At 54.9% G+C, this 21,323-nt stretch carries 20 protein-coding genes; 4 read left to right on the top strand and 16 right to left on the bottom strand.

Features of this window, described 5'->3' with window-relative positions; genetic code table 11:
* Positions 1-68 precede the first annotated feature (68 nt).
* Genes OGV67_RS20695 through OGV67_RS20685 form a run of 3 tightly spaced genes read right to left on the bottom strand, consistent with a single transcriptional unit; the run spans position 69 to position 3,030 of the window.
* Positions 69-1,031, bottom strand: a complete 963-nt coding sequence (locus OGV67_RS20695; RefSeq protein ID WP_047457979.1) for a lysylphosphatidylglycerol synthase domain-containing protein — start codon at positions 1,029-1,031, stop codon at positions 69-71.
* On the bottom strand, positions 1,031-2,272 hold the full coding sequence (clsB, locus tag OGV67_RS20690; protein WP_104868888.1) for a cardiolipin synthase ClsB: 1,242 nt from the start codon (positions 2,270-2,272) through the stop codon (positions 1,031-1,033). Before clsB ends, OGV67_RS20695 begins: the two co-directional genes overlap by 1 nt.
* Positions 2,269-3,030 (bottom strand): endonuclease/exonuclease/phosphatase family protein, encoded by a 762-nt coding sequence (locus tag OGV67_RS20685; protein WP_012133186.1) that lies wholly within the window; start codon positions 3,028-3,030, stop codon positions 2,269-2,271. The genes clsB and OGV67_RS20685 overlap by 4 nt, the downstream gene beginning before the upstream one ends.
* A 133-nt stretch (positions 3,031-3,163) precedes the next feature.
* On the opposite strand from OGV67_RS20685, the gene OGV67_RS20680 reads away from it, so the two are divergent.
* The gene (locus tag OGV67_RS20680; RefSeq protein ID WP_024130510.1) at positions 3,164-3,574 is read left to right on the top strand and encodes a YbhQ family protein; all 411 of its coding nucleotides are present in this window, start codon (positions 3,164-3,166) and stop codon (positions 3,572-3,574) included.
* On the opposite strand, the gene OGV67_RS20675 is transcribed toward OGV67_RS20680, so the two are convergent.
* The 5 genes from OGV67_RS20675 to cecR form a co-directional block, all read right to left on the bottom strand.
* Complete coding sequence (locus tag OGV67_RS20675; protein ID WP_012133184.1) at positions 3,536-4,642, bottom strand: ABC transporter permease; 1,107 nt, start codon at positions 4,640-4,642, stop codon at positions 3,536-3,538. The genes OGV67_RS20680 and OGV67_RS20675 overlap by 39 nt on opposite strands.
* 106 nt (positions 4,643-4,748) lie before the next feature.
* On the bottom strand, positions 4,749-5,882 hold the full coding sequence (locus OGV67_RS20670; RefSeq protein ID WP_012133183.1) for an ABC transporter permease: 1,134 nt from the start codon (positions 5,880-5,882) through the stop codon (positions 4,749-4,751).
* The gene (locus OGV67_RS20665) at positions 5,875-7,611 is read right to left on the bottom strand and encodes an ATP-binding cassette domain-containing protein (protein ID WP_112002203.1); all 1,737 of its coding nucleotides are present in this window, start codon (positions 7,609-7,611) and stop codon (positions 5,875-5,877) included. The genes OGV67_RS20670 and OGV67_RS20665 overlap by 8 nt, the downstream gene beginning before the upstream one ends.
* On the bottom strand, positions 7,604-8,599 hold the full coding sequence (gene hlyD / locus OGV67_RS20660; protein ID WP_112002204.1) for a secretion protein HlyD: 996 nt from the start codon (positions 8,597-8,599) through the stop codon (positions 7,604-7,606). Before hlyD ends, OGV67_RS20665 begins: the two co-directional genes overlap by 8 nt.
* Positions 8,596-9,273: a transcriptional regulator CecR gene (cecR, locus tag OGV67_RS20655; RefSeq protein ID WP_115614934.1), complete on the bottom strand. Its 678-nt coding sequence runs from the start codon at positions 9,271-9,273 to the stop codon at positions 8,596-8,598. Before cecR ends, hlyD begins: the two co-directional genes overlap by 4 nt.
* Before the next feature lie 229 nt (positions 9,274-9,502).
* Between cecR and rhlE the strand changes: the two genes are divergently transcribed.
* The gene (gene rhlE / locus OGV67_RS20650; RefSeq protein WP_047457973.1) at positions 9,503-10,861 is read left to right on the top strand and encodes an ATP-dependent RNA helicase RhlE; all 1,359 of its coding nucleotides are present in this window, start codon (positions 9,503-9,505) and stop codon (positions 10,859-10,861) included.
* A 96-nt stretch (positions 10,862-10,957) separates the two neighbouring features.
* Positions 10,958-13,135, top strand: coding sequence for an ATP-dependent DNA helicase DinG (dinG, locus tag OGV67_RS20645; RefSeq protein ID WP_012133178.1), 2,178 nt, complete (start codon positions 10,958-10,960; stop codon positions 13,133-13,135).
* Here the strand turns inward: dinG and OGV67_RS20640 are convergent.
* The 5 genes from OGV67_RS20640 to OGV67_RS20620 form a co-directional block, all read right to left on the bottom strand.
* Positions 13,122-13,625 (bottom strand): fimbrial protein, encoded by a 504-nt coding sequence (locus OGV67_RS20640; protein WP_115615344.1) that lies wholly within the window; start codon positions 13,623-13,625, stop codon positions 13,122-13,124. The genes dinG and OGV67_RS20640 overlap by 14 nt on opposite strands.
* A gap of 5 nt (positions 13,626-13,630) precedes the next feature.
* Positions 13,631-14,620 carry a fimbrial protein gene (locus OGV67_RS20635; protein ID WP_115614933.1) on the bottom strand — a complete coding sequence of 330 codons (990 nt, stop codon included), beginning with the start codon at positions 14,618-14,620 and terminating at the stop codon, positions 13,631-13,633.
* A gap of 22 nt (positions 14,621-14,642) precedes the next feature.
* Entirely contained in the window at positions 14,643-17,186 is a 2,544-nt protein-coding gene (locus tag OGV67_RS20630) for a fimbria/pilus outer membrane usher protein (protein ID WP_115614932.1), read from the bottom strand.
* A gap of 30 nt (positions 17,187-17,216) precedes the next feature.
* Entirely contained in the window at positions 17,217-17,891 is a 675-nt protein-coding gene (locus tag OGV67_RS20625; RefSeq protein ID WP_012133173.1) for a fimbrial biogenesis chaperone, read from the bottom strand.
* A gap of 69 nt (positions 17,892-17,960) precedes the next feature.
* Positions 17,961-18,497 (bottom strand): fimbrial protein, encoded by a 537-nt coding sequence (locus tag OGV67_RS20620; protein ID WP_047457960.1) that lies wholly within the window; start codon positions 18,495-18,497, stop codon positions 17,961-17,963.
* A 252-nt stretch (positions 18,498-18,749) separates the two neighbouring features.
* On the opposite strand from OGV67_RS20620, the gene ybiB reads away from it, so the two are divergent.
* Entirely contained in the window at positions 18,750-19,718 is a 969-nt protein-coding gene (gene ybiB, locus OGV67_RS20615; protein ID WP_012133171.1) for a DNA-binding protein YbiB, read from the top strand.
* Positions 19,719-19,839: 121 nt separating this feature from the next.
* Here the strand turns inward: ybiB and ybiJ are convergent, their stop codons facing one another.
* The 3 genes from ybiJ to mcbA form a co-directional block, all read right to left on the bottom strand.
* On the bottom strand, positions 19,840-20,100 hold the full coding sequence (gene ybiJ / locus OGV67_RS20610) for a DUF1471 family protein YbiJ (protein WP_012133170.1): 261 nt from the start codon (positions 20,098-20,100) through the stop codon (positions 19,840-19,842).
* A gap of 287 nt (positions 20,101-20,387) precedes the next feature.
* Positions 20,388-20,654 (bottom strand): DksA/TraR family C4-type zinc finger protein, encoded by a 267-nt coding sequence (locus tag OGV67_RS20605; RefSeq protein WP_012133169.1) that lies wholly within the window; start codon positions 20,652-20,654, stop codon positions 20,388-20,390.
* 191 nt (positions 20,655-20,845) lie between these two features.
* On the bottom strand, positions 20,846-21,106 hold the full coding sequence (gene mcbA, locus OGV67_RS20600; RefSeq protein WP_012133167.1) for a DUF1471 family periplasmic protein McbA: 261 nt from the start codon (positions 21,104-21,106) through the stop codon (positions 20,846-20,848).
* Positions 21,107-21,323: the final 217 nt, after the last annotated feature.

Raw genomic sequence — 21,323 nt, 5'->3', positions numbered from 1 at the left:
GCTGTATCCGGCCTACAGGTTAGGCCGGTAATACACGTTTATAGACCTGATAAGCAGCAAACAACCCGTCACTTCGCTAAGGCTTTCTCGTTTTTCGCCCGCAGCTTCTTTGCCCGACTTTCCAGCAGCAGATAGCAAATCAACGCCAGCAATAGCGGAATAAAATAATAGAGCACACGCCAGGCGAGCAGGGCGGCGATAATGGTGCCTTGCGACGTATGCTCACCCGCCAGCAGCGCCATAAACACGGCTTCCAGAACGCCGATCCCGGCCGGGATATGCACGATCACTCCGGCAATACTGCTTACCAGCAGCACGCCAAGTACAAAGAAATAATTAACGTCTTGCCCCATCAGCAGCCAGATAATGGCGCCCATCACCATCCAGTTCGCGCTAGAAATCCCCATCTGCGCGAGGGCGAATTTCCATGACGGAAGCATCAGCTTTTGGCCTTTAATCGTGATATGACGCCGTTTCGCAAAGGCGCAAAACCACAGGTAGACGGCAATCACCAGTAACAACACAATACCGAGAATGCGCAGCGTATTTTCATCGATATACCAGTGGGCCGGGAGTTGCACGACGCCGAAGGTAAAAATAATTCCGCCCAGCAGAATATAGCCCAGCCAGTTGGTGGTAATGCTCAGCGAAAAAATACGCGTGATGGTGCTCCCCGGTAAGCCGAGGCGGGAGTACAGACGGTAGCGCATACCGATTCCGCCGACCCAGGTGCTTAACGTCAGATTGAAGGCGTAACAGATAAACGACACCAGCATGACCTGCCGCTTCGCCAGCTTGTGGCCGCAGTAAAAGCGTCCCAGCAGATCGTAGCAACCGTAAAGAAGGTAGCTGACAATCACCAGCCCAACCGCGCTCAACAGCGCAATCCGGTTGTAATCCCGGATCACCGTCCAGACATCTTCCCAGTTGACCTTTCCGGCATAAATGACCAGCAGGACAATCACCGCGATAAAAAACAGCCAGGTGAGGATCTTTTTCGCCAGCCGCCATCGCGGGTGTGATGTTGACATCAGGGCTTCACCCCCGTGTTTTCCGCTTCGACCCGATCCTGCGTTTCCATCGTCGGTTGGGCGGGCGGTTCAACCTGCGCCAGATGCGGCGTGTGCGCCGGCAGCCAACCGACCAGCGCCGGGAAGTGGCGCAGGAAGTGGAACGCCAGCACGCTTTTGCTCAGATTCCACCAGGTGCGCTTCGGCAGCATAGACTCGTCCACCTGCTTGCAATCATTGGCGATAATGGCGTTCAGGTTGTCGCGCAGCGTCTGGTTAAACGTGCGGTCATGAATAATGACGTTTGCTTCAAGGTTAAGCGACAGACTGAGCGGATCGAGGTTGCTGGAGCCGACGGTCGCCCAGTGATCGTCCATCAACGCCACTTTGCCGTGCAGCGGGCGACGGCGATATTCATAGACATGGACGCCGCCTTTCACCAGATAGTTGTACAGCAGACGCGCGCCGACTTTGACGATGGGCATATCGGGTTCCCCCTGGATCACCAGTTTTACCCGCACGCCGCGTCGGGCGGCTTTGCGCATGGCATGCAGCAGGCGATAGCCGGGAAAGAAATAGGCATTGGCGATAATCACTTCACGTTTCGCCTGCGTAAGCATCTTCAGATAGTGACGTTCAATATCGTTGCGATGTTCATCATTATCGCGCCAGATAAACAGCACCTGCGCTTCGCCGGGTTTCCGGTTTTCTTCGGCGCGATGATGGCGTCGCCACCAGCGGCGTGCGGCGCTTTGCCCCGGCAAGTTTTCCAGCTCAAACTGCAAAATATCCTCCACGACCGGCCCTTCGACGCGAACGGCGTAATCCTGTTTGGCTTCCGGGCCGTAATCGGACATATGTTCTGCGGAGTAATTCAGCCCGCCGACAAACGCGACCCGATCGTCAATAACCACGATTTTACGGTGCATACGGCGAAAGAGGTTGGTGCGCATGCCGAACAGGGGAGGACGCGGATCGTAATAGCGGAAGATTACCCCCGCTGCGGTCAGCTCCCCGACAAACGCCTCGCTGAGGTCGGGTGAGCCGTAGCCGTCTAACAGCACTTCCGCTTTTACGCCGCGTCTGGCCGCTTTAAGCAGCGCCGCGTGTAGCTGCTTACCTACGTCATCTTCAAACCAGATGAAGGTTTCCAGGATGATCCTCTGCTGTGCCTGCGCGATAGCGTCAAACACGGCGGGATAGAACTGGTCGCCGTTTTCCAGTAGCTGAATCTGATTGCCTTCACGCCATCCACATTTCATAGATGTATCTCCGCGCTAAGAGGGGCATGGTCAGATAAATGTCGCCAGTTACGCAACGGCAACGCCGCAGGAGAGCTGGCATTGGCATTCTTGACGTATATACGATCGAGTCGCAGTATCGGCAGCCTGACCGGAAAGGTGCGCGCCGGGCGGCCATGCGCGCGGGTGAAGATCTCCTCCAGCCCCGCAGACGCTTTTAACGGATAGTTGGCTTTCTGCCGCCAGTCGTTGAAATCCCCGGCGACCACCACGGGTTCGGATTCGGGAAGGGCGTTAACCCATTCAACCAGCATATCCAACTGCGCCTGGCGGTGGCCTTCCCGTAAGCCGAGATGCACGCACATCACATGAATTGGCTGAGCCAGCATCGGCGGAACAATACGGCAATACAGCACGCCGCGTTTTTCACTGCCGCCGACGGAGACATCGCGATTTTCATAGTGTTCAATCGGATAGCGCGACAGTACCGCGTTGCCGTGATGCCCTTCCGGGTAGACGGCATTACGACCATAGGCGAAATCGCTCCACATGGTGTCGGCAAGAAATTCGTAATGGGTGGTATCAGGCCAGTTCTCGACGTGCAGCGGATGAACTTCATGCGCGCCCATCACTTCCTGGAGGCAGACAATATCCGCGCTGACGGTTCTGACGGCGTCGCGCAGCTCCGGCAGAATAAAGCGCTTATTAAAGGCGGTAAAACCCTTATGCGTGTTAATTGTGAGCACTTTGAATGAAAAATTTCGCGTTTGTTGGATCATTTTCTTCCTGTCCGCGTCACTATCCTGATTGAAATAGTGTAGTCGTCGTCACAAAAAGATGCGGTCTTACGGAATTTTCCGTAAAGTTCGGTACTCTGAATAATTAGATAAAAATCCTTCAGGAGAAAAAGCCATGAGGTGGCAACAACGTGTTCGTGTCGCAACGGGTCTTAGTTGCTGGCAGATAATGTTGCATTTACTGGTAGTGGCGCTGCTGGTAATGGGCTGGATGAGCGGCGCTTTAGTCCGCGTCGGCCTGGGATTATGCGTGCTTTATGGCGTGACGGTGCTGCTGATGCTGGCGTTACAACGCCACCACGAACAGCGCTGGCGCGACGTTGCGGATGTGCTGGAAGAGCTGACGACCACCTGGTATTTCGGCGCCGCGATGATTGCCCTGTGGCTGCTGTCCCGCGTACTGCACAACAACCTGCTGTTGGCGCTGGCTGGGCTGGCGATCCTTGCCGGGCCTGCTGTGGTTTCGCTGCTGGCGAAGGAGAAAAAGCTACATCACTTTGCGTCTAAACATCGCATACGCCGCTGACCCCGTTGTGGCCGTGATCACCAGTAGCGGCCACAAACTCCCCCAGACGATCTTCAGACTCGCATCTTTCAAATAAATCTGCTTGGTGATGTCCGTAAAATGGCGGATAGGGTTTATCCACGTCAGATTTTGTAGCCATACCGGCATGTTCTCGACCGGAGAAACATATCCCGATAGCAGGATAGCAGGCATCATAAAGACGAATACGCCGATGAAAGCCTGCTGTTGGGTGGAGCAGAGTGACGAGATTAACAAGCCAAATCCAACCAGCGACAGCCCGTAAATCACCATTGTGAAGTAGAACAGCGCCAGCGAACCGGCAAAGGGGATGTGGTACGCCCAGATGCCAATAGCCAGTACGATCGTGGCCTGAAAAGTGGCGACAATCAGCGCGGGCACCGCTTTACCGATGAAAATTTGCCAGGTGGTGAGAGGGGAAACCAGCAGTTGATCCAGCGTACCCTGTTCACGCTCGCGGGCAACGGAAAGCGAGGTGACGATCATGACGCCTATTGTGGTGATCATGGCGATCAGGGACGGCACCACAAACCACTTATAGTCCAGATTCGGGTTGTACCAGTTGCGTACCACCAGCTCACTGTTGTTGGGCTTGGGTTTGCCCTCTATCAGCTCCTGCTGATAATCCTTGACGATCTGCTGGAGATAATTGGCGGCGATTTGCGCGCTGTTGGAGTTACGGCCATCAAGAATGAGCTGTAGCGGCGCGGGCTGGAGGTTATCCAGGTGACGGGAAAAATCGGCCGGAAAGCGCACCAGCAGCAGCGCTTTTTGCGTGTCGATCGTCGGCTGGATTTCCTGCGGGCTTTTTAGCAGCAGGATATGGGTAAACGCTTTGGCGCGCGCGAACCGTTGCGTCAGCTCGACGGCATGTTTGCCATTATCTTCGTTATAAATGGCAATGGTGGCATTGGTCACTTCCAGCGTGGCGGCAAAGGGAAACAGCAGCACCTGGATCAGCACCGGTAAGATCAGGATCGCGCGGGTCTGCGGCTCGCGTAACAGCGATTGCAGCTCTTTGCGGATTAATGTCCACAGGCGATGAAACATGTTTCTCTCCCTTATGCATGCCATGCCGGATGACGGCGGCGCCTTATCCGGCCTACAAAATATGTGGTCGTAGGCCTGATAAGCGAAGCGCCATCAGGCAGAAAACTTAATCCAACCGGCGTTTGGTCTTCATCCACGTCAGGCCGATAAACATGGCTGCCGAAGCGATTAAAAATAACGTATTAACGATCAACACAATGGGGATGTTCCCCGCCAGAAACAGGCTTTGCAGGGTGCTGACGAAATAGCGCGCCGGAATAATGTAAGTCACCGCGCGGATGACGGCAGGCATACTGTCTATCTGGAAAATAAAGCCTGACAGCATAATCGACGGTAAAAAAGCGGCGTTCAGCGCGACCTGCGCGGCGTTAAACTGGTTACGGGTAATGGTGGAAATCAGCAGTCCCATTCCCAGCGTACTGAGCAGAAACAGGCTGGTGATAAGAAACAGAATCACCAGCGAGCCGCGCCAGGGCACGCCAAGAATAAACACCGACACCAGCATACACAGCAGCATCGCCAGCATGCCGAGGAAGTAGTAGGGGATCAGTTTGCACAGCAACAACTCTGCGCGCGTCACCTCGGTCGAGAGCAGGGCCTCCATCGTCCCGCGCTCCCACTCTCGTGCAACCACCAGCGAAGTGAGAATGGCGCCAATTACCGTCATGATAATGGTGACCGCGCCGGGAATGATAAAGTGCTGGCTGATGGCCGCCGGGTTAAACCAGTAGCGGGTCTGCACGTCGATCAGCGGTTCAAATTCTTCCCCACGATCTTCAGCCCGCTGCATTTGCCAGATCTGCCAGACCCCCTCCACGTAACCCTGCACGAAGTTGGCGGTGTTCGGTTCGCTGCCGTCGGTGATAACCTGTATCGGCGCGGTGTCATTCTCTCGCGCCATCTTTTGCGCAAAATCGACCGGGATCACCACCAGCCCGCGAATGCGCCCGGCCTGCATTTTCTCAATAAGCTCATGGCGGCTATCGCTGATGGTGGCGTCGATATACGGCGAACCGGTCATAGCGTGGGTGAAATCCAGCGCCTCCTCGCTCTGTTGTTCGAGCAGAATGCCGACCCGCAGCTTGCTGGAGTCGAGGTTAATCCCGTAGCCAAAAATAAACAGCAACAGCAGCGGGATCACCACGGCGATCAGCCAGCTACTGGGATCGCGGATAATCTGACGCGTCTCTTTCACGCACAGCGCGCGTACGCGCCGCCAGGAGAGCAGGGCGTTACTCATGAGCATGCTCCTTATCCCAGTCGTGAATGAGCGTGATGAAGGCCTGCTCCATCGTCGGGTCCGGCGTGTCGTCGTCTGCCGCCTGCGCTTTCAGATCGTCCGGCGTCCCGCTGGCGATCAGCTTGCCGCGATAAACCAGCCCGATACGGTCGCAGTATTCCGCTTCGTCCATAAAGTGGGTGGTGACCATCACCGTGACCCCTTTTTCTACCATGCTGTTGATGTGCAGCCAGAACTCACGGCGGGTGAGGGGATCGACGCCGGAGGTAGGTTCATCGAGAAACAGAATGTCGGGTTCATGCATCAGCGAACAAGCCAGCGCCAGACGCTGTTTAAAACCGAGCGGCAGCGCATCCGTCGCATGAGAGGCGATGCTTTTCAGGCCGAAGGCTTCGCTCATGCGGGTGATTTTTTCGTTTTGCGCCCGGCCTCGCAGGCCATAAACCCCGGAAAAAAAACGCAGGTTTTGCTCTACCGTCAGGTTGCCGTACAGGGAAAATTTTTGCGCCATATACCCTAAATGCTGGCGCGCCTTGCCGGAGCTGACTTTCAAATCCATATCCAGCACCAGCGCTTTGCCGGAAGTTGGCACCAGCAAACCGCACATCATCTTGAACGTGGTGGATTTCCCCGCGCCGTTGGGGCCGAGCAGACCGAAGATTTCTCCGCGCTCAACGGCGAAGTTAACGTGGTCGGTGGCGGCGAAGTCGCCGAATTTTTTGGTCAGTTCTTTGGCCTCAATGACCGTCTCACCCGGCGTGCCGTCAACGGTATGCAGGATCGCGCCGAGCGGAGACTCCGACGTACCCGCGCCGCCAAGCAGGTCGATAAAAGCATCTTCAAAGCGCGGCGTGGTGTCGTTAATCGTTATCTCCGGCATCCCTTCGGCCCGGCGGATATCCTCTGCGGTAGCCTCTTTTTTCAGGATCAGCCGTACCGATTTCCCCTGAATCATGCCGTCGCTGACCTGCGGCAGTTTCAACGCGCGTTGCAGGAGCTTGCGGTTATTCTCCTGCGGGCTGCTCATTAAGAAACTGCGTCCTGCCATGGTCTGCGTCAGCTTAGTCGGTTCGCCCTGATACAGCAGCTCTCCTTCGTTCATCAGCAGCACGTCGCGACACTGTTCGGCTTCGTCCAGGTATGACGTACTCCACAGGATAAGCATGCCGTCACCCGCCAGTTCATGCACCATTTGCCACAGCTCGCGACGGGAGATGGGGTCAACGCCGACGCCCGGTTCGTCAAGCAGCAGCACTTTCGGCTCGCCGACCAGCGTACAGGCCAGCCCGAGTTTTTGTTTCATCCCGCCCGAGAGCTTGCCTGCCAGCCGTTTGGTGAAGGGGCCGAGGGCGGTAAATTCCAGCAGACGGGCAAACGTTTTTTGCCGTTCTTCGCCCGTTACGCTGCGTAAGTCCGCATAGAGATTGAGATTCTCCATCACGGTCAGATCTTCATACAGACCAAATTTTTGCGGCATGTAACCAAGTACCGCATGCAATTCACTGTCGTTTTTGATCGGATCGAACCCGATCACCGACGCGCTGCCGCTATCGGGCTTGAGCAGCCCTGCCAGCATCCGCATCAGCGTGGTTTTGCCTGCGCCATCCGGCCCGACCAGACCCGTGACATAACCGGCGTGGATAGTACAGTCGAGCGGGGCGACCGCCGGTTTTTCCATTCCGGCGAAGCGCTTCACCAGGCCGTTTAACGTAATGACGGCGTCATTCATGCCGCGCCTCGTCGCTGAACGTCAGCGTCACCGGCATTCCCTGGCGCAGCGCATCGTCCGCGTCAGTCACCACAATGCGCAGTCGATAGACCAGGTCTGTGCGCAGATCCGGCGTTTCAACGGTTTTCGGGGTGAATTCAGCGGTCGGCGATACGAAGCCGATTTTGCCGTGGTAAGGCTTGTCAGGGCGGCCATCGGTGTAGAGTAAAATTTCGCGGCCGGGCTGCGCCTGGCTGAGGTTGCGTTCATCCACGTAGGCGCGAACCCATACCGGACGAGTCAGCGACAGCGTCAGCACGGTGCTGCCTGCGTTGAGCATACTGCCGGGCTCTACCGCGCGGGTTAACAGCGTACCGTCAGAGGGGGCGATCAGCGTAGTATCCTGTAAATCGAGTTCTGATTGCGCCAGCTGCGCCTGCGCCTGTTCGAGGCTGGCTTTTGCCTGGGCGATATCCTGTTGGCGGTTACCGGTACGGTACTGGCTCAATTTGTCCTGTGCGGATTTCAGCTGCGCCTGCGCCTGATCGCGGGATGAGCGGGCGTTCTCCAGGTCGTTGGCGGAGATCGTGCGGCTTTTCCACAATCCCTGCTGGCGCTGATAAAAGTTCTGCGCATAGTCAAATGCGGCCTGCGCCTGTTTTACGGCGGCAGCGGCCTGGGCTATCTCTTCATCGCGATACCCCGCGAGCATCAGATCATACTGCGCCTGGGCGACGGAGACGCCTGCTTTAGCCTGCATCAACGCGTTCTCGTACGGGGCTTTATCCAGCACGCCCAATACCTGCCCGGACGTAATGGCGTCGCCTTCGTCAACGGCCAGCGAAGCCAGCCGGCCTCCGACGCGAAAACTCATATTGACGGTGCGAATATCCACATTGCCGTAGAGCGTCAGCCCGTTATCCTGCCGACTCTGATACCACCATGTACCACCGGCAAGCACGGCGACCAGCGCCGCGACAGCCAGTGCGATAACGACAGGTTTTTTCATTGCTCCTGACTCCTTTGCGTTAAGCCTTGCAGAATGAGATCGATATGACAGGTGATCGTCTGGTAAATCTGTTCTGTTTTCTCTTCATCAAACGTTGACCAGCCGGTACGCAGCAAAATGGTTTCTTTTCCTAGGCGGAAGGCCAGCACTTCGCCCAGCAGCGCGTGCGTGTGGAGAATGGTTTGCGTATCTCCCGGATCGCGGCCGGTATACCCCGCAATCAGGCGCGTCAGATGCGTGTGAAGGGGGTTGAGAACCTGATCGTGTACCCGTTGATAAGCCGCCGTCGGGGAGAGCTGCTCGCGCGAAATAAATTTGCTCAGGTTGACCGTGTCGTCCTGGGTTAACAGCATGATCATATTTTTGCAGGCGCGCAGGATCAGCTCTCGCATTGCGGCGCGATCGGGCTGCGGCTGGGCGAACAGTCGTTCCGCTTCCTCGGCATGAGGGCGAAACTGGGTGCCGATGAAATCGGCTATCCACTGGGCGCAGGCGAGGTATAAATCCTCTTTGGAGCCAAAGTAGTAAGTGATGGCGGCGATATTTTGTCCGGCCTGGGCGGCAATGTCGCGCGTGGTGGCATGGAGGCCGTATTCGCCAAACTGCGCCAGCGCAGCGGCGATAAGCTGGCTTTTGGCCTGTTCGCCTTTCGTCGTCATGGTTGGGGTATTCATCGCGCAACCTAATTCTTAATCAATCGATTGATTAAGATTATGACCGATAATTGTTCTTGTCCAGTGTGGTGGTTTATTTTGTTTTTTCCAGTCACGGGGATAATTTATGCGGTATGTCACAAAAACTGCTACACTCCGCCCCTTCATGACATTGTGGTTTTTGTCATCCCTCTTGTGAGTATCTCCCTGAAAACTACACCGGTAACGGTCGGGGCGGTTCGGAGTAGTTATGTCTTTTGATTCCCTTGGGTTGAATCCTGATATTTTGCGCGCGATTGCCGAGCAGGGTTACCGTGAACCTACCCCTATTCAGCAGCAGGCGATCCCTGCGGTGCTGGAAGGCCGCGACCTGATGGCCAGCGCCCAGACGGGGACGGGTAAAACAGCCGGTTTTACGCTGCCGCTGTTACAACATCTGATCACGCAGCAGCCGCACGCGAAGGGCCGTCGCCCGGTACGCGCGTTGATTCTGACGCCGACCCGTGAGCTGGCGGCGCAAATTGGCGAAAACGTCCGGGATTACAGTAAATACCTGAACATTCGCTCTCTGGTCGTGTTTGGCGGCGTCAGCATTAACCCGCAGATGATGAAACTGCGCGGCGGCGTTGACGTGCTGGTGGCAACGCCGGGGCGTTTGCTCGACCTGGAACATCAAAACGCGGTGAAGCTGGATCAGATTGAGATTCTGGTGCTGGATGAAGCTGACCGTATGCTCGACATGGGCTTTATCCACGATATTCGCCGCGTGCTGGCAAAACTGCCGCCGAAGCGCCAGAACCTGCTGTTCTCCGCCACATTCTCCGATGACATTAAAGCGCTTGCTGAAAAGCTGTTGCATAACCCGCTGGAAATTGAAGTGGCGCGCCGTAATACCGCTTCTGAGCAGGTGACCCAGCACGTTCATTTCGTGGATAAAAAACGCAAGCGCGAACTGTTGTCGCAGATGATTGGCAAGGGCAACTGGCAGCAGGTGCTGGTCTTTACCCGTACCAAACACGGCGCCAACCATCTGGCGGAACAGCTGAATAAAGACGGCATTCGCAGTGCGGCGATCCACGGTAATAAATCTCAGGGCGCGCGTACCCGCGCACTGGCTGATTTCAAATCCGGCGATATCCGCGTCCTGGTGGCGACCGACATCGCGGCGCGCGGGCTGGATATCGAAGAGCTGCCGCATGTGGTGAACTATGAGCTGCCAAACGTCCCGGAAGATTACGTCCACCGTATCGGCCGTACCGGTCGTGCCGCCGCGACCGGCGAAGCGTTATCGCTGGTCTGCGTTGATGAACACAAACTGCTGCGCGATATCGAGAAGCTGCTGAAAAAAGAGATCCCGCGCATCACCACGCCGGGTTATGAACCAGACCCGTCAATTAAAGCGGAGCCGATTCAGAACGGTCGCCAGCAGCAGCGTGGCGGCGGTGGTCGCGGCCGAGGCCAGGGTCAGGGACAGGGCGGAGCAGGCCGTGCCCAGCAACCGCGTCGCAATGATGGCGGGGCGCCGAAAGCCAAACCGCGCAGCGGAGAAGGTAAGCCAGGCGGCGATAAACCGCGTCCGCCGCGCCGCCCGCGCAGACTGGCGGATTAATTGCGAGCCCGGCCGAAAGGTCGGGCTTTTCTTTTTGCGACCCGCGCCAGAAAGTGCCACAATAGTGGCTGTTTATACAGTATTTCAGGTTTTCTCATGGCATTGACCGCTGCGCTTAAAGCGCAAATCGCCGCCTGGTATAAGGCGCTTCAGGAGCAGATCCCCGACTTTATCCCCCGTGCGCCGCAGCGGCAGATGATTGCCGATGTCGCCAAAACGCTGGCGGGTGAAGAAGGGCGTCATCTGGCGATTGAGGCGCCGACCGGGGTCGGGAAAACCCTCTCTTACCTTATTCCCGGTATTGCCATCGCCCGCGAAGAACAAAAAACGCTGGTGGTGAGCACCGCCAACGTGGCGTTGCAGGATCAGATCTACAGCAAAGATCTCCCGCTGCTGCGCAAAATCATTCCTGACTTGCGGTTTACCGCCGCGTTTGGTCGTGGGCGCTACGTTTGCCCGCGTAATCTGGCGGCGCTGGCCAGCAGCGAACCGAATCAACAGGATCTGCTCGCGTTTCTGGATGACGAACTGACGCCGAATAACCAGGAAGAGCAAAAGCGCTGCGCCAGGCTAAAGGGCGATCTTGACAGCTACAAGTGGGACGGGTTGCGCGATCATACCGATATCGCCATTGACGACGCGCTCTGGAAGCGCCTGAGCACCGATAAAGCCAGTTGCCTGAACCGCAATTGCCATTACTACCGTGAATGCCCTTTTTTTGTCGCCCGACGGGAAATTCAGGAAGCTGAAGTGGTGGTGGCAAACCATGCGCTGGTGATGGCGGCGATGGAGAGTGAAGCGGTGCTGCCGGAGCCGAAAAATCTTCTGCTGGTGCTGGACGAAGGCCACCATCTGCCGGATGTCGCGCGCGACGCGCTGGAGATGAGCGCTGAGATCTCCGCCCCCTGGTATCGCCTGCAACTGGATCTGTTCACTAAGCTGGTGGCGACCTGCCTGGAACAGTTCCGCCCGAAAACCACGCCGCCGCTGGCGAATCCTGAGCGCCTGAATGCGCACTGCGAAGAGTTGTACGAGCTGATTGCCTCGCTCAACAACATCCTGAATCTGTATATGCCCGCGACGCAGGACGCTGAGCACCGCTTTGCGATGGGCGAGTTACCGGATGAGATCATGGCGATCTGCCAGCGGCTGGCGAAGCTGACGGAAATGTTGCGTGGGCTGGCGGAGCTGTTCCTTAACGATCTCAGCGAGAAAACCGGCTCGCACGATATTGTGCGCCTGCACCGGGTGATTTTGCAGATGAACCGCGCGCTGGGCATGTTTGAGGCGCAAAGCAAGCTCTGGCGGCTGGCGTCGCTGGCGCAGTCTTCCGGTGCGCCGGTCTCGAAGTGGGCCACGCGGGAGGCGCGCGATGGGCAGATACACGTCTGGTTCCACTGTGTGGGCATTCGCGTCAGCGATCAGCTTGAAAGGCTGCTCTGGCGCAGCGTGCCGCATATTATTGTAACGTCGGCGACCCTGCGTTCGCTTAACAGCTTCTCGCGCTTGCAGGAGATGAGCGGCCTGAAGGAGAAAGCGGGCGATCGCTTTGTGGCGCTGGATTCCCCCTTTAATCATGTGGAGCAGGGTAAAATTGTCATTCCGCAGATGCGCTATGAACCGTTGATTGATAACGAAGAGCAGCATATTGCGGAGATGGCGGCCTATTTCCGTCAGGCGCTGGAAAGCAAAAAACACCACGGCATGCTGGTTTTGTTTGCCAGCGGACGGGCGATGCAGCGCTTTCTGGAGCATGTGACCGATTTGCGTCTTTTGCTGCTGGTTCAGGGCGATCAGCCGCGCTATCGCCTGGTGGAACTGCACCGTAAGCGGGTGGCGAACGGCGAGCGCAGCGTGCTGATTGGCCTGCAATCTTTTGCCGAGGGGTTGGATCTGAAAGGCGACCTGCTGACTCAGGTGCATATTCACAAGATTGCGTTTCCTCCCATCGACAGCCCGGTGGTGATCACCGAAGGTGAGTGGCTGAAAAGCCTGAATCGCTACCCGTTTGAAGTGCAGAGCCTGCCAAGCGCGTCGTTTAACCTGATTCAGCAGGTGGGCCGTTTGATTCGTAGCCACGGCTGCTGGGGAGAGGTGGTGATTTACGACAAGCGTCTGTTAACCAAAAGCTACGGGCAACGTTTGCTGAATGCGCTCCCGGTATTTCCGATTGAACGCCCGGAAGTGCCGGAGGTAAAAAAACGCCCGACAAAAGTGGTTGCCGGGCGTAAAAAAAGCATCCGTGCGAAGGGGCGCGCTCCTACTGATAGGTAAACGTGACCTGTATAACGCTATCGAACGAGCCCGCGCTGACGGGCATGGACGTGGCGTAATAGCGGGCGGCTAACGGGAAAGTGGCCGTGTGATCGCTTTGGTTTATCAGCACGTTAAAGCTTGCCTGCGGGGCGATGAGAATATTGTCCTGCCGATCGGTCAACTCCAGCGCAAGCCCTTTCGCGCTGCCGCTGTTGGCAAATTTGGTCGGGTGTACGCTATCGGCCTGTCCGTAAAAAAACGCGTTGGCCAGCGTGAGTGTTTTTGGGCAATGCGTTACTTCCAGGGAAAACGCTTTCCATTCGCCGGTATCGCCTACGTCTTTGAAATCACTCGATGACGCCTGCCCTAAATCGACGGTTAAATCTTTACTGGCGCTGTCCACGGAGCAGGTGTTGGCATAGATGTTACCCACCATTTGCACCTGGATATCATCTGCGCAGGCATACGTCATCAGACCTGCGGTGAGTAAGAAAACCATTTTTTTCATCGCGATCACTTATAGGCCAGCGTAATCGTGGCGACGGTATTTGCCGGGCCTGGCGTAACGTCGTCGCTGATTTGCTCATAGCGGACCTGGAACGGAATATCCAGCGTTTCGTTGGCTTTTGCCTCGCTTTGCGTGTTGACGTAGTTGTCGAAGGTGGCGATATTGCCATCAAACAGCATTCTGACGCCGACGCCGGTCGCCATCCCACTTTGCTGAGTCAGTTTCATCACGCCGGCAAAACCCGATTCGTAGCCATTCGCACTGGTGATCTTCACTTCAGGCTGTACGGTGGAATTACAGTTGACCGTAACGTTAAAATTCTGTGCTGGCATCGAGAGGGTGCCTACTCCCATAAAATCACTGATCGGAAAGTCGCCCAGATTGACGGTCAGGTTTTTCGGTAACACGGAGCAGGTTACGGTTTCGAGATCCACATTGCCGGCATAGGCAATGTGGTTAGGACTCCCGATACCTTCGTGACCAAACACGCCAATCCCAAACTCTGTTTGCGCCTGCACCAGTGTACCGGAGGTCACGTCACTGCCGGTTTTCACCAGTTCAAGCGTGACGTTGAAGTTAAATGACTGCTGCCCATCGCTGGATACATAACCGATCGGCGTGCCGCGTGAATCGCACTGTACGCCGCCTGCGCCGCTGATCCGCTGGCCTTGCTCGTTCATCAGCGCGATGCCAACGCCGGGCACCCCGGAGTCGTACACCCCTCTCAGGCCTGGTATCTCAGCGCCTGTTCCGTAATAGCAGGAGACAATTTCCAGACCGCTATCAATACCTTGATCGCACTGTCCGGCAACGTGTACGGTTTGCTCTGTTCCTGGAATGGTCTCACCAATCGCCAGCGTCGTCGGTACGGAAACAGATGCCACGTTGATCATTTTGGGCATATCCGGCGTTGTGCAGGCCGCCTTTGCATGCGGCATAAACAAGGCTGCGCTGGCCAAAATCAGGAGGAAAAAACACTGTTTAATCATTTGCATAATGTTGAGTCTGCATGGTGAATCAATGACACTGCGCGGCAGCGTTAATGATGCTGGTTTTATGTCTCTCATCCGTTAGCGTGTACTCTGCGACGCAGTGTTCGCTGGCATCCTGACCCCACGACACGAAGAGCGTTCCGTGCTGAGGTAAACCGGAGAGATAAGTCTGACCGCCGTTGCCAACAATAAACTCGCTGTCTTTATCGTCGGTGGTGACGGTTGCGCCAAAGGGCAACGGCTTACCGTTTTGCGTGAGCATCATTAAAACCCTGCTGCCCACGCGGGTGTTAAAACTGGCGCGGACTACCGCGCCGCGCGTTGGGGTTACTATTCGCGCTGCATGGGTTACGTCGGCATCGTCTGGCAGTGTTTCTGTGTCCAGGGCAATCGTGTTGTGGCGGTAGGCTGATACAAATGGCACAACGGTATAGCCGCGAAAATCGGTTTTGACGCCGGTCTGATTGGTAATATGCGTGCCATGTGTTCCCGGTGCTTTCACCAGCGCGATGGTTTCACCGAGCGGTTGCGTCAGAGTGATGCCGTTGGCGTGCGCCACAACGCCGCCTTGCAGACCCACATTAACGCTCCGTTGATGGCTGTCCTGGCTGACGCCGCCGCTCACTTCGCCATAGGTTCCTTTGTAATCGGCATTCATACTGGTTGAGTTGCCGCTTCCGGTATTGCTCACGCCTTCCTGGATATTCCAGTTCAGGTTGTCTTCGGCCAGAGCAGTACCGTTAAGGCCAATGTTTTGCGTGGCGCCGTCTTGACTGTTGTTCAGGTTGTACGTCGCCCAGGTGTTGTGCATCCAGTGGTCGAGTGGAACCGAAACGCTCAGCGCGAACTGGTTGTCATGGGTAACGGACTCACCGTTTTCATCGCTGTCGCTGGTGTTTTTGTTCATGCTGTAACTCAGGCTATAGCTCACGCCATGCCAGCTGTTGTTGTAGCTGAGGCTCATGGAGGTCATATCCTGGCGCTGGCTCCAGTAGGTCTCTTTGACCAGACTCAGCGTAAAAGACCCCCAGCTCTCGCCGAGCGTCTGATCGACAGTGGCTTCGGTACGCGCTCGGCGCTGCTGCGGGGCGGACCAGTCGCTGGCGCGGGTATAGGACTCCATTGTGTCTTCCAGGGTGTAAAAACCCTTACTGTTATAGCGATACCCGGCCAGGGAAAAGTTGGTGCCTGCGCCTGCAAAATCTTTGCTGTAACGCACGCGCCATGACTGCCCCGTGCTGGCCTGCTGCTGTTTCAGCAATGCTTTGGCCCGCGTGACGTCGACAGAAAACGCGCCTAAATCGCCCAGGTTTTTCCCGGTGCCGATCGCCTGCGACTGGTAATGGCGGCTTTGCTGTACGCCGCCATAGGCGGTAAAACCATAAGGTAGACCGTAGATTGCGCTCCCCTGAGCAAATGGAGTTTGCTCGACGTCTTTGTCATAGGCGCGATAGCGACCGGCAGTTACGCTGTAGCGCAGGTTTTTTTCACGCTGCAACACGGGTACGGAGGCGTAGGGCACCACGAAATGGCTTTCGCTGCCGTCCGTCTCTTTGACGGTGACCTGCAAGTCGCCGCTGCTGCCCGTCGGGTAGAGATCGTTAATTTCAAATGCGCCTGGCGCTACGGTGTTCTGATAAATGACGTAGCCGTTCTGACGAACCATCACCAGGGCGTTACTGTGTGCGGTGCCACGGATAATCGGCGCATAGCCTTTTTCGCTATCCGGCAGCATGTCGCTGTCGGAATTGAGTTGTACGCCGGTATAAGGCACGCTGTCGAACACGTCCGCCGGAGAGGCGCTTTGCCCTACCGTGAGATCGCTTTTCATCGCCACGATATCGCGCTGCGCGTAGGTATAAACAGACGAGAATTTCTGCTGTTCGTCATGGCCCGTGACGTTACGATTCCAGGTTGAGTAATTGCGCACGCGCCAGGTGCCGATGTTGAACCCGGGACGCAGGTTGACATACTGGCTGCTGTTATCCTGTTCACCCTGCCGGCGGGCGTCGCTCTGACTGGCGTTGGCGCTGTAGTTCAGTAGACCGGCGGTAATGCCTTCATCGAACGTTTTTGGGTCGATATAACCGCGCGGAATCTGGCCCAGCGCTGACTGGGGAATACTGAGCAATAGCTGCTGGTTGCGCACGCGAAACGTGGCGGAAGCGGCGGGGATGACGCTTAAATCTGCACATTTTCCTTGTGCCATGAGCTTCGGAAACGCCTTCGTTTTAATACCGAGACTCTTTAAATCATCCAGGCTGAAACAGGGCTGGAGTGAACGGTTGCCCTTAACATCTTTCTGTAATTTAAATGTGACATCGCGGGTGTCGACTTTATTATTATCAATAAAGATTGATACCTGGTATTTTCCTGGTGCTTGTCCTGGACCTTTTTCATATACCGATAAATCGGTTTTTTCCTGTCGGGGATTATCAATATCCAGGAGCGCCGGGTTAAAATAATCATCTGCCCGCGTTTGCTGCGCAAAACAGAACACTGCCAGGCCACATAACAGGGGCAGCAGTGTGAATAATTTGCAGGAAAACGGCTTTTTATCGCGGTACATGATTATTTTAATTGCCTGTGCGCCGTTATCTTAATGGACAGGCTTAGACCAGGTTCGGCTGATGCTGCCGTAATCAGTAATAATGGAATAGGTCACGGTGTTACCGTCAGTATTGGCGGGCAGAGCCATGTGGGTTGCCGTTTCAGGTACTGCCCAGGTCGCTTTACTGATTTTATGACCATTAATCATCACGCTCTGGAAATTCATATAAAACGGCGTCGGGTTATTGACGACTAGATCGTGACCTTCACGATGCCATTCCAGTTTGTCAGCAACCTCTTCTGGCTTACCTTTCACGGAGGATGGGCGATACAATAATTTAATACGCGTGTTGATCGCGATTTGCAGGGTATTTACCCCCTCAACGTGTTTTGAGGATGGAATAGCCTTGATATTCAGCCAGTACAGCGATTCACGATCCTCAGGCAGATTGCCACCTGTGCGAATAACCCGCAGAACGTTGTCTTCTTTCGCATTCAGGCGGAACAGCGGCGGCGTAATCAGAAAGGGGGTGTTGCCCGGATTTTTACTGCCGGAATCGACCCAGGATTGTACCAGATAGTCCGTTGAATCTGGGTTTGAAAGACCAAGCGAGGATTCCTTTTTGTCTCCCTGGTAAACAAGACGGGTGCCGTTAATAATAACGCCAGCATGCGCTGTCGCTGCTACCAGAAAAAGAGTGCTCAGTAAATAACCGTGACGCATAAATATTTCTCAGCATGAATAAAAGATATTAGCCCTGAAGAAAGGGCTAATATCTTCGGATTGATAATATCAGTTATAGATAACGGTAAAGGTAGATACGGAATTTGCCGGGCCGGCCGTAACGGCAGCCTGAGTCTGAATATAACGCGCTGCAAATTCCAGATCGTTTACCGTGCTTCCTGCCGTCAGTGGATATTGACGGGAAGGGGTATATAAGCTGACGGGTTGCTCTGACGAGTCGAGCAACTGAATTGCCACACCGGTAGCCGTCTCCGTGTCTGGCGTTAATGCCAGGGTCGTGCTGTTATCCGTATCCGGCGTACCGCCAAAATTAATGGCGGCAGAGGTCACCGTTTCCGGGCAGTCTTTTAGCTGAATATCGAATTTCGTTGGTGTGCTGGTAGAGCCTGCGCCAGAAAATACGGTTTTAGACACTCTGCCCAACTCGACATTTAGCGGATTACTTAACCCATTAACGACCTGACAAGCGGAGTCAATGATTTCACCCGTAAAGTTAATCTGACCTTCGCCATTTGTTGCCGCAAATGCGGATGCGGAACATCCTACTGTTGCAGCGATGAATAAACCTAAAGCAACCTTGTTCATCATAAATCCTGGTGTATAAGTGGTGAAAACCAGCCTGGACGTTTTCACCGTGGACCCTCAATAACTCTTCGCCAGATATTTAATCAGATTGTTTACGGATTAGAATCGTGTATAAAAATCACAAATATTTGAACTAATGCTTGCGTTTTAATAATTACTACAAAAACAGGTGATTGATGGCTGAGATAAAAAACTAACGGCAGGGTCTCCAGAGGGGCTATATTGTTAAAAAATGTCGCAGTGGAGAATGTCATGGATTATCGCAAAATCATCAAAGAGGTCGGTCGAGGTAAAAATCACGCCCGCGACCTGGATCAGGATACCGCGCGCGGCCTGTATACCCATATGTTGAATGGTGATGTGCCCGAACTGGAAATGGGCGGCGTGTTGATCGCGTTGCGTATTAAAGGGGAAGGCGAAGCGGAGATGCTGGGCTTTTATGAAGCCATGCAGAACCACACGATTACGCTTACGCCGCCGGTTGCCAAACCGATGCCGATTGTCATCCCCAGTTACAACGGGGCGCGCAAACAGGCGAACCTGACGCCGTTGCTGGCGATTCTGCTGCATAAACTGGGCTTTCCGGTGGTGGTACATGGCGTAAGCGAAGATCCGACGCGCGTACTGACGGAGACCATTTTCGAACTGATGGGGATTGCGCCGACGCTGCACGCCGGTCAGGCTCAGGCGAAGCTGGATGGACACGAGCCGGTGTTTATTCCTGTCGGTACGCTGTGCCCGCCGCTGGAAAAACAGCTGGCAATGCGCTGGCGGCTGGGCGTGCGTAACAGCGCGCACACGCTGGCGAAGTTAGCGACGCCGTTTGCGGAAGATGCCGCCTTGCGGTTGTCCAGCGTCTCGCACCCGGAGTACGTTCCGCGCGTCGCGAAATTTTTTGCCGACATCGGCGGGCGTGGTTTGCTGATGCACGGCACGGAAGGGGAGGTGTATGCCAATCCACAGCGTTGCCCGCAAATCAGCCTGATCGACCGTTCCGGCGTGCAGGTGCTTCAGGATCGCCAGAGCGAGATGCCCGACGAGCCGGTGCCGCTGCCTGCGGCAAAAGACCCGGAAACCACCGCCCGCTGGATTGAGCGCTGCCTGGCGGGAAGCGAGCCGATACCGGCTTCCCTGAAAATTCAGATGGCGTGCTGTCTGGTGGCTACGGGAGAAGCGGCGACGTTAACGGAAGGGCTTGCGCGGGTAGCGCAGCATTTTTAAGCGTCAGGCAAAAAAAAGCCCGTCCAGTGGCGGACGGGCGAACAAGGGTAACACAGGTTCAATGAGGGTTGGAGCAGTGTGTCTGTCGGCAAACAGACGGGTATAACAGAAACACGTGAAATTATTTGTAGATAACAGCGGTGCCGCTCATTTTGTTGTTGTTGGTTGCGGAAGTGATGCTATAACCGGTTGCGCCGGCAGCTGCCGCTTTCTCAGCCAGTTTCGCTTCCAGGCCATCCAGAGTGGTGGCGCCTTCCGCAGAAACAACACCGATTTTATTCATGCTTTGCGCCTGGGAAGCCGTTACCGGCTCGGCAGCGAAAACGCCAAATGACAGGGTAGACAGAGCGATAGCAGCAACAGCATATTTGATATTTTTCATGATTAATCTCTCGCAGGTTATTCTTGTGTAGTAAGACGTTGTTCCGTCGATGTGATAAGTATCACGGTTTTTTGCGGGAGATAAAATCGAATAGAATTGACGTCATCCATCAAATAATTTGAATGACAAATAACTTATTGATTATTAATAAATTCAAAACATGGATTTACGCTTCTTGCCGTTTCACTTTACAGAAGAGAGAGTAACGGCACATTTTGCCACGCAGAAGGTGAAAAAGCATGAGAGTAAAAGAACATGCTTACGCTGTTGTTTTACGTAAAGAAAAGTTAGCGTAACTGGCTATCTTTCGATCCCCTGCGATTATATCCTGAGAATGTTGCGTTATGTAAATCTTTCTCCTGCTGGCAGGCAATGCATAGCCTTACTCCCGGAACGGCTTTACGCCGCGCTTCCGGGATAGGATCGCCGCACTCTTCACACTCATACAGGCTTTCGCCTTGAGGAATTTCGCCGCGAACGCGGGCGACAGCATCTTCAATAGTATTGTTGATTTGTTCATTAACGGCGTCGTCGTTCGCCCACCCGGATGCCATATACCTGTTCCTCCCCTTTATTCCACACGGTAAGTGTAGTGAATATGGGGTCAAAAATCGTACAGTCAATAGCGCAGAAGCAGGCCGGTATATCAGTCAGCGAAAAACGTCAGCGAATGAAAGAGACGGGGGGACGTTTTCCATGCTAAGGAAAACTGCATTCGGTGGGAATGCAGTTACCTGGTAGGGGGTTATTTGTAGATAGTGGCAGTGCCATACATTTGGTTATCGCCACCGGCAGAATTGACGACAAAACCTTTGGCGCCTTGTTCACGCGCTTTTTCTGCCAGTTTATTTTCAAGTTCGCTCAGCGTCGTCGCGCCCGTCGCCGAGACGGTTCCGGCGGGTCTGAGCTGGCCTGCTTCTGAGCTGCTAAGCGGCTGCGCGGCGAATGCACTAAAACTCATGCCAGTGAGCAGAGCAGCAGCCAGTACGGTGAGGCATTTTTTCATAACGGCATCCTCTTAGAAACAACAGGTGGTGCCTCATAAGTTTAGGACGTTGATGACGCAAAATTAACGCAAAAAATTGATTATGATGTGCTTGTTTTTTGAACGATATTTTTTGACGAATATTGACAAATCAATGACATACAGATTATTGATTTTCCAGGATTTTGTCGCTAAGCCTGCGGAGCGACCCGTGTTCGTTTGCGGTATAAGCGGGCTT

The sequence above is a fragment of the Citrobacter sp. CK188 genome, from assembly GCF_030333525.1.
In the GTDB taxonomy this organism is placed as follows: domain Bacteria; phylum Pseudomonadota; class Gammaproteobacteria; order Enterobacterales; family Enterobacteriaceae; genus Citrobacter_B; species Citrobacter_B koseri.
This window is presented reverse-complemented; position numbering and strand designations above follow the sequence as displayed.